The following is an 11,421-nucleotide window of genomic DNA, read 5'->3' on the forward strand; positions in this document are numbered from 1 at the left end:
CAGGCATTACCCGGCAGCCGCGTACAGGTCGATAATCTGTGCCTGTGTGGCGGTGCGTGGGTTACTGCGCAGACAAATATCCTCCAGCGCGGCTTGCGCCCACGCGCTGTAGTGTTCGGGTTTGGTGCCAGCGTCAGCCAGCCGTTTGCTCTGCCCCACTTCGGCAATCAGCTCGCTCACCGCCGCAATCGCATCGCGATCGTCCGACTTCTTATTGGTTAACGCCCGACCGATTTGACTGAAGCGTTCGCGGCATACCATCCGGTTAAATCCCATGACTGTCGGCAGCAGCATGGCGTTGGCCTGGCCGTGCGGAATATGCAGCGCCGCCCCTGGCTGGTGCGCCATCGCATGACACAGCCCCAGACCGGCGCTGGAAAAGGCCATTCCCGCCATACAGGAGGCCAACAACATATTTTCACGCGCCGCCAGATCGTGGCCGTAACCCACGGCTTTCGGCAGCGATTTGCCAATCATCGCTATCGCGCCAATCGCCAGGCTGTCGGTAAACGGCGTGGCGTTGAGCGCGCTGTAGGCCTCAATCGCATGCGTCAACGCATCGATACCAGTCATCGCCGTCACGTTTGGCGGAACGCCTTCGGTCACGGCAGCATCAAGAATCGCCACGTCCGGCATTAGTGACGCGTGTGCCAGCACCTGCTTGCGCCCGCTGACCGCGTCGATAATCACCGTCACGTTGGTGGTTTCAGAACCGGTTCCGGCGGTGGTCGGCACCGCAATCAGCGGCAGACGCGGGCGTAATGTACTGCGCTCGGTCATGGCGCTCAGCGTCTGGTCAGGGTTAGTCACCAGCAGGGCGACCGCTTTCGCCGCGTCCAGCACCGAACCGCCGCCAAAGGCCACTACGCCGTCGCACGCCGCCTCACGCAGTTGCGCCACCGCCGCGCAAACATCGGTGATGCACGGCTCGCCTGGCGGACACGGCCAGACTGTCATCGCCACGCCTTTCATCGCCAGGCTGCGTGCCAGCGGCGCGGTCATTCCCGCCTGATGCAGGAAGCTGTCGACCATCACAAACAGATGACTTACGCCTCGCGCTTGCGCTTCCTGGCCGCAGGCGCCGAGCGCCCCAAGTCCGCACAGCGTGACCGGCGGTACGCTGAACGTTTTCACCCGTTGCAGATTCAGGGTGTCGAATGCCTGAAACAGCGCCGTCTGTAGTTCAGCTTGCATAGAGTCCCTCCGCTTTCGCTCTCCCGCTGTTGGCTATCGCCAGCGGGGTCATAAACAGGCTGTGCTGCGGTAAATGCACCTGTAACTCCGGGAAACGCTGGCGAAATAACGCCTCCACGCCCGGCTGCATACAGGAACCGCCCGCCAGCCATAAATCTGTCACTCCCTGCCCTTCAATGTGGCAAGCGACGATTTCCGCCATCTTTTCGTACACCGGCTTCACTACCGGCCAAATGTCCTGGGCATTGCTGCGCTTGTACTGTTCCGCCTCTTCCAGGGGAATACGTCGGTTGCCCGCCAGCGTCAGGGAGATATGGTGCCCGCCAGTGGCTTCATCGGCGGAGTAAGTCACCTTGCCCTGTTTGACGATGGCAATGCCGGTAGTGCCGCCGCCAATATCCACCACGCCTGCATTATCAAGCGCCAGCAGATCCGCCACCGCCGTCGGTTCATCCAGTACGTGGCTGACTTCTAACCCGGCAGACTCCAGCACGTTGATCGAAATACGCGGGTCGGTGCCCGGCGGGAACGAGGTCGCCGCGTGGGTAAAGCGGCAGCCGAGCTGCTGTTCAAGGGTGTCGAGATGGCGGCGCACGAGGGTGACGGCGCCGAAGAAATCCCAGACGATGCCGTCACGCACAACGTCGGCCCAGTCAAGGCACACCGCCACCGGCTGGGCGTTGCCGTCGACCACCATCGACACCACGTCGCAGGTGCCCAAATCGACGCCCAGCCACAGCGGCGCGTCGCTGGCGGCGGGCGTCTGGTTACACAGGGCCGCCGCTTTTTGCAGTCTTGGGGTGAGCCAGAGTTGTTCGTCGTGCGCCATGAGTCATCCCTTATACAATGCGAAACGCATCCACCAGCACGCATCGACGCAGCCGCACAAAGGTACGCGCGCTGGTCACGCCTTCGCCGGTTGGCGTGGTGATAGTCATGGTGGTCCAGCCTTCTCCGCCCAATCCAAGCCCGGCAATGCACGGCCCGTTTTTGACGAAAATGCTGGTGTCGATGGCGTTCGCCATCTGGTTCATGTTGTCGATATTGCGCGAGTGCATCGCCGCCGTATGGTGGCAACCGCCTTCAAGCTGAACCGCCAGGGCGATGGCTTCTTCGACGTTGGCGACCCGTACCACCGGCAGTACCGGCATCATCATTTCAGTGACGGCAAACGGATGGTTAGCTGGCGTTTCCACAAACAGCAGGCGCGTTTGATCCGGGACGTTCAGGCCAATGGCTGCGGCAATCTTGCCCGCGTCACGACCGACCCAGTCACGGCTGACGGTGCCTTTACCGCGTTCATCGATATTCTTCAGTAGCACTGGCTGGAGCTGTTCGGCCTGAGCGGCGGTCAGTTTCACCGCGTGCTGACCTTCCATCAGACGCATCAGCTCGTCGGCGACGCTATCCACCACAATCAGCACTTTTTCGTCGGCGCAGATGATGTTGTTATCAAACGACGCGCCTTTGACGATGGATTGTGCGGCGCGCGGCAGGTCGGCGGTCTCATCCACCACCACCGGGGGATTACCGGCACCGGCGGCGATCAGGCGTTTATTAGTATGTTTACGCGCCGCGTCCACCACCGCTTCGCCGCCGGTCACCACCAGCAGGCCAATACCGGGATATTTGAACAACCGCTGGGCGGTTTCGATATCCGGGTTCGCCACGGTGACCAGCAGATTTTCCGGGCCGCCGGCGGCGACCACCGCCTGATTGAGGAGGGTGATTGCCCGCTGAGAGACCTTTTTCGCCGCCGGATGCGGGGCAAACACGACGCTGTTGCCTGCGGCAATCAGGCTGATGGCGTTATTAATCACCGTCGCCGCCGGATTGGTGGACGGCGTGACCGAGGCCACCACGCCCCACGGCGCATTTTCAATCAATGTCAGGCCGTTATCGCCGGTCAGCACCTGCGGAGATAAACACTCGACGCCCGGCGTGCCGCGCGCCTGCGCCACGTTTTTAGCAAATTTATCGTCAACGCGTCCCATGCCGGTTTCGCTGACGGCAAGTTCCGCTAATTCTCGGGCGTGTTTTTCGCCCGCTTCGCGAATGGCATGAATGGCAAGCTGGCGCATCGCCACGCTCTTCAGCCCCTGCTGGGCCCGTTTTGCTGCCGCCACTGCGTCATCCAGGGAGGCAAAAACGCCCATCTCATGAACAGTGCTGGCCGGCTGGCTGCTGTCTTTCATTTTCAGCAGTACCGCTTTCACCACCTGTTCAATATCCTGTTGATTCATGATGTTCAGTCCTATTTATGGAAAACCACTTTCCCGCCAGCCACCACTTCATCGACGATGCCAATGACGCACAGATCGACCGGTGATAATTCGCTGCGATGCGCCTGGCGCGCGGAACTGCCGCTGACCAGCAGTACCCACTCTCCGGTTCCCGCCCCGATACTGTCGATAGCGACGGCACACTGCCCGTCGGGGTTGCCCTGGGCATCGATCATTTCCACCATCAGCAATTTGTCATGCGCCAGTCCCTGATGGCGGACGGTACATACGATTTGTCCTGTGACGACTGCCAGTTTCATATCCGCCTCCATGGATTGCCCGTTGGGTCGTAGGCCTTGAATCTGCGCACCATCAGGCAATGGCGCGCATTCATGCCGGATGGCGACGCTGCGCGTCTTATCCGGCCTACCATCAAATGTTGCTGTCGCCTTTGAAGCTGATCGGGAACACTTCTTCCAGATCGCCGTGCGGGCGTGGAATCACGTGTACGGAGACCAACTCGCCAATGCGCTGCGCCGCAGCGGCGCCAGCATCGGTTGCGGCTTTGCACGCCGCCACATCGCCACGCACCATGGCAGTACACAGGCCACCGCCAATCTGCTTCACGCCGACCAGCTTCACGCGCGCGGCTTTTACCATCGCATCGGAGGCCTCAATCAGCGCAACCAGGCCCCGGGTTTCAATCATTCCTAATGCTTCCATCGTGTTTTCCTCTCATTAAAGGGGTCCAGAACGGGACCGTTCATTCAACCAGTGTGTGTAAGCTGCGTTCGCGGCTCACGTCAGCCTGGCGCGGCACGGCTGCCACCAACGCCAGTTCGATAATTTCCTGCACGCTACAGCCTCGGGAGAGGTCGTGAAGCGGCGCGGCAAGCCCCTGAATTAGTGGCCCAACAGCGCGATAGCCTCCCAGACGCTGAGCGATTTTGTAGCCAATATTGCCCGCCTCCAGCGACGGGAAAATCATCACGTTGGCGCGGCCTTGCAGCGGGCTGTCAGGCGCTTTTTGCGCGGCGACCTCCGGTACAAAAGCGGCGTCAAACTGCAATTCACCGTCCACAAGCAGTTGCGGCGCACGTTCGCGAGCGAGCTCTGTCGCCTGCTGCACGTTGGCAACATTGGGGTGACGGGCGCTGCCGTTGCTTGAAAATGACAGCATCGCCACGCGCGGCTCTTCGCCGGTAATGGCCCGCCAGGTATCGGCGCTGGCGATAGCGATATCCGCCAGCTGCGCCGCCGTCGGCTGCGGCACTACGCTGCAATCGGCGAACCCTAATGCCGGGCCGGCATACTGCGGCAGCATCAGGAAAATAGACGACAATGTTTTGCACCCGGGTTGCAGGCCAATCACCCGCAGCCCTGCGCGCAGCACATTCGCCGTTGACGACAGGTTGCCTGCGATACACACATCTGCCTCACCGGCGCTCACCATGGCGGCAGCGAACATCAGCGGGTCGCTAAGCTTTTCCACTGCGTCCGGCGGCGTTTTTTCTCCGGCGCGGGCAAGCCAGCGTTGCGCAAAACGCTGGCGCATACTCAGGTTGCTGTGTGGGTCGATGACCTGAATGCCATCCATCGCCATACGATGACTTAGGGCAAACTGACGCAGCGCAAACGGACTGGCGACCAGAACGGGGCGAGCCAGACCGTACTGTTGCAGGTAATGCGCCGCTTTCAGCACGCGTTCGTCCAGCGCATCGGGAAAAACGACTCTGGCGGGGGCGCGTACCGCCAGTTCGCGGGCGCGTTCAATGATCATGGCTTCTCTCCCAACCGTTGTTGAATTTGGGCGACCGTCAGCGGATGTTTCGCCACGCTCAAAATCATCATCACGTAAACCGTGCTGGAGAGACGGTTCAGCGCCTGTAAAATGTCCGGGCGCAAGACCTCAAAACTACGGGTAATAAACACTTGTGCGGCGAGGGTTTCCGTTTCGCGGACTTTGGTTCGCAGGAGATTAAGCAGCACCGCATCGCGACCGTGGCTGGCCTCCGGCACCAGGTGATCGTGGTCGAGATAGCGCAGCGGCTGGTGGGAAAGCCGATGCAGCTCATCCTCGTTGAGCCCGACGATAGACTGCGCCGCCAGCGGTTCATCTATAGCGTCGGCGCGCATAATGTTGCCCAGCCGCAAGCGGATATCGAAAAACCACGGCTGCCAGGGTTCCGCCAGTTCGATTTGTAGCCACACGGTCAGCGCGATGGCGCTGTCGAGCGCGGCGCGAAAGCCGAGGCGCGGGTCGCTTTTGGCGACCATTTTGTCCGCCGTCAGATGGGTCAGCGTATCGGGCTTTTTCACCACCGGCTGGCGGCACAGTTCACAGCAGGCCTGTGGGTGCGTATCGCTACTGGTTAAGCCATGTACCGGCTGCGGCTGCTGTTCGTCATCATCGACAAACAGCCGGCCTTGCTGATCCAGAAACTTAATGCGCAGGCGACGACTTTCCAGCAGTTCCCGGGCCGAGGGCGTCAGTCGTGCATCAGCGGGCAGATGGATTTCCGATCCTTCGCTGAGCGTATGATTCGCTCTGAGCCACGTTTCGGTGATGAAATCGTTCATACGGATTGCCAGTTTGCAGGCCAGGCGACGTACAGAAAGCGCACGGACGTTGGCGTGCCAAATTCAATGCTGGAGCCTTTAGGGATGAACATCACATCTCCGGCTTTGGCAATCATGGTTTCGCCTTCATGGCGTACGTGCAATTCGCCCTCCAGCACCATGTCGATTTCGTCGTAGTTCAGCGTCCACGGGAAAAAGGCGTTGTCCCACTGCATAAACCCGGCGGCCATGCTGCTGCCATCCTGCTCTGTAACCAGATCGGTTAAGCCGACGCAGTGCGGTTCGGCGCCGTCGAAGCGGCCAAATTTCACGCTGCTGCCGTCAATGACTTTCACGCCGCCTTTACCCGTGACGGAGGTAAAGCTCGGCTGCATCGTCCCCAGTTCCAGCGACTGCTTTTCCTTCAGCACTTTTTCCATCAACTGCGCCACCAGGCTTTCAGTAAACTGCCCTTCCGGGAGCTGCGCGATGATGGCTTCCCGAATGCGCTGGCTTTCGCTTTTACACGCCTGCGCCGATGTGGATGCCGGGACGGACTCGTCGCATTCGGTAATCGTGAAGCCCAGTAGTTCCGCCACTTCGCGAGCCTCCGGGGTAATAATGCTGGCGCGCAGCACTACCGACATCGCCTGTTCGCCGCGGGCGTGGGCCGCACGAATATCGTTAGCTGTGATAAGTTTTTTCACCTGCCTCTTCCTCCTGTTCACTGAGAGCCGCCAGATAATCCACCAACTGCCGCACGCTTTGCGGGTCGTGGCCGTTGAGCTCAAAAATCGGCTCCCGGAACCCAGTCTCGCAAAGCAACTGCCGCGTAGCGGCGACGTCGGCATCCGGCATGTCCGTTTTGCTGATAACGGCGATATGTCGTTTACGGGTTCCAACATCCAATAACCCGGCAGGTAAGCGACTTTCTTTATCGTTTGCCGCGTGGACATAAATCAGCGTGTCCACATCCTGCAGCGTGGTAATTAAGGCGTGATACCAACGGGGATGGCTAAAATATTCACCCGGCGTATCGATATCGCCATGATCATTAAATTCCACGGCCTGCGTTTTTCTGGCGAGGGAATAATTTCCCCGTAACGCGTTAAAAAGCGTTGTTTTTCCGGCACCGACCGCGCCGACAAAAGCAATACGTTTCATTACCGCCACCAATTAACTTTTTGTTAACTCACACAGGGTAAAGTTTAATAATCGCCCCAGCCCGCTGACCGTCTGTAATAGCGCTTCTTCTACTGCGCCGACGGTGCCATAAATCACCAGCGCGCCGCTAAATCTATCGAGAAAACCGATGTGTACATCCGCAGCCTTCATCGCTAAATCGCCAGCGATCATCGCCGTTTCACCCGGCGTTAAAGTCATAATGCCAATCGCGCCAGCATCGGGAACGCCGATCTTTTTCGCCAGTTCTTCACCAGGGTGCGCAATGAGATGCGCCAGCGTGACCTGTTTGCCCGGCACAAATTCCTGAATAATGCGTTCTTTATTCATTGCTCACCGTCTCCACTGAAACTGCCGTCATCGTGGCAATTTTTTGTCGGAGTAAATAACAAAATTCGGCAAGGTGATGTAAAAGGTGAGGTAGATCACTAAGAGAAAGAAAATAAAAGTGACTTCTGTCGAAGGTGTTAACGATAAATATCGTGGTGCATCACATTTTCAGGCGTCATTCTGAATTTAAGCCTGTTCCGCAATAAATACTCACCGACTATTCTTTGTATTACTACCATTGATAAAAATAATGCGTATCACTCGATTTGTGCATAGTACAGATTCAGTGAAATAAGTAGGGGTAAGCGCAACAGGTTCCAGAATATCCCCACCCGAGCCTTTCATGCCATGGCGAAGCCCAGCGGCGCATAAAAAAAGCGCAGGAGAACCTGCGCCAGAAGAGAGAGTAATGCGTTATTAAAGCGGCGTGGTTTGCGCTTCAACTACCGCTAACGCCACCATATTCACGATACGGCGTACAGAGGCGATCGGCGTTAATACATGTACCGGTTTAGACACGCCCATCAGGACCGGGCCGACCGTGACGCCTTCGGAACTGGAGACGCGGAGTAAGTTGTAACTAATGCGGGCGGCTTCCATATTCGGCATCACCAGAATATTGGCGGCTCCCTTCAGCGGGCTATCCGGCATCCGGTCATTACGAATACTTTCCACCAACGCCGCATCACCGTGCATCTCACCGTCAATCATCAGATCGGGCGCTCGTTCGCGTACCCGCTCAAGGGTTTCGCGCATTTTGCTGGCGGACAGCGAATTTGAGGAACCAAAGTTAGAGTGCGACAACAGCGCGACTTTCGGCTCAATACCAAAGCGGCGAACGGTTTCCGCCGCCATTACGGCGATCTCCGCCAACTGTTCCGGCGTGGGATCTTCATTAACATAAGTATCGGCGATAAAAGTGTTGCCGCTTGGCAGCAGTAAGGCGTTCATCGCCCCTGCCGTATGCACGCCGTCACGGTAGCCAAAGACGGCTTTCACTACGCTGAAATGCTCATGGTAGTCGCCGATGGTGCCGCAGATCATCGCATCCGCTTCCCCACGCTGCACCATGATCGCGCCAATGGCCGTATGGTTGCCGATCATCGCACGCTGCGCCTGTTCCTGAGTTACCCCGCGACGCTTCATGATCTGGTAATACTCGCTCCAGTACTCTTTGAAGCGCGGATCGGATTCATTATTCACGATCTCGAAATCAACGCCCGCTTTGATCTGTAGCCCCAGTTTCTGGATACGCATTTCGATCACGCTCGGACGTCCGATCAGGATGGGCTTCGCCAGCCCCAGGGTTATCAACTCCTGGGTTGCGTGCAGCACGCGCGCCTCTTCCCCTTCCGGCAACACTACGCGCTTCGGATCTTTGCGTGCCTGCGAGAAGATCGGCTTCATGAACAGGTTGGTTTTGTAGACAAACTCGGTCAGTTTATCGATATAGGCATCAAAGTCAGCAATCGGGCGCGTCGCCACGCCGGAATCCATTGCCGCTTTCGCGACCGCCGGAGCGATTTTGACAATCAGACGCGGGTCAAACGGTTTCGGAATAATGTATTCCGGCCCAAAGCTCAGGTCCTGATCGCCATAGGCCGAGGCCACCACTTCGCTCTGTTCGGCGTGCGCCAGCTCGGCAATCGCACGGACCGCCGCCAGTTTCATCTCTTCGTTGATCGCCGTCGCGCCGACGTCCAGTGCGCCGCGGAAGATAAACGGGAAGCACAATACGTTGTTCACCTGGTTCGGATAGTCGGAACGACCGGTACAGATGATGGCGTCCGGACGCACTTCTTTCGCCAGCGGCGGCAGAATTTCCGGTTCCGGGTTAGCCAGCGCCAGAATCATTGGCGCGCGGGCCATTTTCTTCACCATCTCCTGAGTCAGCACTTTCGGGCCTGAACAGCCGAGGAAAATATCCGCGCCGTCAATGACCTCATCCAGCGTGCGCTTGCCGCTGTCGTCTACCGCATAGGCCGCTTTGGTCTCCGCCATATTCGGCTCACGGCCTTTGTAAATAACGCCTTTAGAGTCGCACACCACGATGTTGTGCTTTTGCATCCCCAACGCGACCAGCAGGTTCATACAAGCGATTGCCGCCGCTCCTGCGCCGGAGACGACCATCCGCACGTCGGAAATATTTTTCTCTACGACTCGCAGGCCATTAAGAATGGCGGCCGTACTGATGATCGCCGTTCCGTGCTGATCGTCATGGAAAACCGGGATGTTCATGCGCTCGCGCAGTTTCTGCTCAATATAGAAACATTCCGGCGCTTTAATGTCTTCAAGGTTAATGCCGCCAAAGGTCGGCTCCAGCGCTGCGACCACATTGATAAATTTGTCCGGATCAAGCTCATCGACTTCAATGTCAAACACATCAATGCCGGCGAATTTTTTAAACAGAACGCCTTTGCCTTCCATGACCGGCTTGCCGGCCAGCGCGCCAATGTTGCCTAACCCCAGCACCGCTGTACCGTTGGAAATGACCGCGACAAGGTTGCCGCGCGCGGTGTATTTGTAGGCTGCCAGCGGATCTTTTTCGATTTCCAGGCAGGGCGCCGCCACGCCTGGCGAGTAAGCCAACGCCAGATCGTGTTGGGTGGCAAGGGGCTTAGTCGGAGAAACCTGAATTTTACCGGGTACCGGAAATTCGTGGAAATCAAGGGCGCTTTGTTTTAACTGCTCATCCATCTTGTTGTTCCTTTCACGTATCGTTCAAAAAGTGACGCGGCCTGGTGCGCCGCACATTATCACCGTACTGCGCAACACAAACTTTGAAGGTCTGCAAACTATCACGACGCAGCGCAAGAATTTGTTATCAACTTATAACGGCCATGTTACCTGCTTATACCAGCAATACCATGCCTGTCTGCTATGCTTTTTGGTTATGTAGTGTATCAATCTTTCAGAAGTGTGAATCAACACACTCATCTAACACTTTACTTTTCAAGGAGTATTTCCTATGAACCAGCTAGACGGCATCAAACAATTCACTACCGTCGTCGCCGACAGCGGCGACATTGAGTCCATCCGCCACTACCAGCCGCAGGATGCCACGACAAATCCCTCTTTACTGTTAAAAGCCGCCGGACTTGAGCAGTATGGTCATTTGATTGAGGATGCGATTGCCTGGGGAAAAAAACACGGCGGTACGCAGGAACAGCAGGTTGCGGCAGCCAGCGATAAACTGGCGGTCAATTTTGGCGCGGAAATACTGAAAAGTATTCCCGGTCGCGTCTCCACTGAAGTCGACGCGCGGTTATCATTCGATAAAGAAAAAAGTATCGAGAAAGCGCGCCATCTGGTGGGTCTCTACCAGCAGCAGGGTATTGATAAATCGCGCATTCTGATCAAGCTCGCCGCAACCTGGGAAGGTATCCGCGCCGCCGGGCAGCTCGAAAAAGAAGGCATTAATTGCAACCTGACGTTGTTGTTCTCTTTTGCCCAGGCGCGCGCCTGCGCCGAAGCGGGCGTCTATTTGATCTCTCCGTTCGTGGGCCGAATTTACGACTGGTATCAGGCGCGTAGTCCGCTAGAGCCGTATGTCGTGGAGGAAGATCCCGGCGTGAAATCGGTACGCAATATCTACGATTACTTTAAACAGCATCGCTATGAAACCATCGTGATGGGCGCAAGTTTCCGCCGTACTGAGCAAATCCTCGCGCTAACCGGCTGCGATCGACTGACTATCTCTCCTAACCTGCTTAAAGAGCTGAAAGAAAAAGAAGAACCGGTGATCCGTAAACTGGTGCCTTCCTCGCAGATGTTCCACCGTCCTACGTCAATGACGGAAGCGGAGTTCCGCTGGGAACATAATCAGGACGCGATGGCCGTAGAGAAGCTGTCGGAAGGTATCCGTCTTTTTGCCGTTGACCAGCGCAAACTGGAAGACCTGCTTGCCGCCAAACTATAAACCTTGCATGGAGTG

General features: G+C 57.3%; 12 protein-coding genes. 1 reads left to right on the forward strand and 11 read right to left on the reverse strand.

Going from position 1 to position 11,421, the window contains the following annotated elements; translation table 11 throughout:
- Positions 1-6: 6 nt before the first annotated feature.
- The 11 genes from eutG to maeB all read right to left on the reverse strand — a co-directional run bounded on the left by eutG (position 7) and on the right by maeB (position 10,184).
- A complete protein-coding gene (gene eutG, locus J4685_RS06670; RefSeq protein ID WP_001147508.1) occupies positions 7-1,194 on the reverse strand; it encodes an ethanolamine utilization ethanol dehydrogenase EutG in 1,188 nt (395 codons plus the stop codon).
- Positions 1,184-2,023: an ethanolamine utilization protein EutJ gene (eutJ, locus tag J4685_RS06675; RefSeq protein WP_000929666.1), complete on the reverse strand. Its 840-nt coding sequence runs from the start codon at positions 2,021-2,023 to the stop codon at positions 1,184-1,186. Before eutJ ends, eutG begins: the two co-directional genes overlap by 11 nt.
- Before the next feature lie 10 nt (positions 2,024-2,033).
- Positions 2,034-3,437 carry an aldehyde dehydrogenase family protein gene (locus J4685_RS06680; RefSeq protein WP_001075640.1) on the reverse strand — a complete coding sequence of 468 codons (1,404 nt, stop codon included), beginning with the start codon at positions 3,435-3,437 and terminating at the stop codon, positions 2,034-2,036.
- Between the two features lie 11 nt (positions 3,438-3,448).
- A complete protein-coding gene (gene eutN, locus J4685_RS06685) occupies positions 3,449-3,736 on the reverse strand; it encodes an ethanolamine utilization microcompartment protein EutN (protein ID WP_001522340.1) in 288 nt (95 codons plus the stop codon).
- A gap of 112 nt (positions 3,737-3,848) precedes the next feature.
- Positions 3,849-4,139, reverse strand: coding sequence for an ethanolamine utilization microcompartment protein EutM (gene eutM / locus J4685_RS06690; RefSeq protein WP_000387716.1), 291 nt, complete (start codon positions 4,137-4,139; stop codon positions 3,849-3,851).
- A gap of 40 nt (positions 4,140-4,179) precedes the next feature.
- Positions 4,180-5,196, reverse strand: coding sequence for a phosphate acetyltransferase (pta, locus tag J4685_RS06695; protein ID WP_000582926.1), 1,017 nt, complete (start codon positions 5,194-5,196; stop codon positions 4,180-4,182).
- Positions 5,193-5,996: an ethanolamine utilization cob(I)yrinic acid a,c-diamide adenosyltransferase EutT gene (eutT, locus tag J4685_RS06700; RefSeq protein ID WP_000997659.1), complete on the reverse strand. Its 804-nt coding sequence runs from the start codon at positions 5,994-5,996 to the stop codon at positions 5,193-5,195. Before eutT ends, pta begins: the two co-directional genes overlap by 4 nt.
- A complete protein-coding gene (gene eutQ, locus J4685_RS06705; RefSeq protein WP_000733867.1) occupies positions 5,993-6,682 on the reverse strand; it encodes an ethanolamine utilization acetate kinase EutQ in 690 nt (229 codons plus the stop codon). The genes eutT and eutQ overlap by 4 nt, the downstream gene beginning before the upstream one ends.
- Positions 6,660-7,139, reverse strand: a complete 480-nt coding sequence (gene eutP, locus J4685_RS06710; protein ID WP_000820754.1) for an ethanolamine utilization acetate kinase EutP — start codon at positions 7,137-7,139, stop codon at positions 6,660-6,662. The genes eutQ and eutP overlap by 23 nt, the downstream gene beginning before the upstream one ends.
- Before the next feature lie 12 nt (positions 7,140-7,151).
- Positions 7,152-7,487: an ethanolamine utilization microcompartment protein EutS gene (gene eutS / locus J4685_RS06715; RefSeq protein ID WP_001031445.1), complete on the reverse strand. Its 336-nt coding sequence runs from the start codon at positions 7,485-7,487 to the stop codon at positions 7,152-7,154.
- A 417-nt stretch (positions 7,488-7,904) separates the two neighbouring features.
- On the reverse strand, positions 7,905-10,184 hold the full coding sequence (maeB, locus tag J4685_RS06720) for an NADP-dependent oxaloacetate-decarboxylating malate dehydrogenase (RefSeq protein ID WP_000344289.1): 2,280 nt from the start codon (positions 10,182-10,184) through the stop codon (positions 7,905-7,907).
- Between the two features lie 271 nt (positions 10,185-10,455).
- Here maeB and tal point away from each other — a divergent pair, with 271 nt between their 5' ends.
- Positions 10,456-11,406, forward strand: a complete 951-nt coding sequence (gene tal / locus J4685_RS06725) for a transaldolase (RefSeq protein WP_001072450.1) — start codon at positions 10,456-10,458, stop codon at positions 11,404-11,406.
- Positions 11,407-11,421 lie beyond the last annotated feature (15 nt).

The organism is Salmonella sp. 32100201201700099SM (genome assembly GCF_017572645.1).
Lineage (GTDB): Bacteria > Pseudomonadota > Gammaproteobacteria > Enterobacterales > Enterobacteriaceae > Salmonella > Salmonella enterica.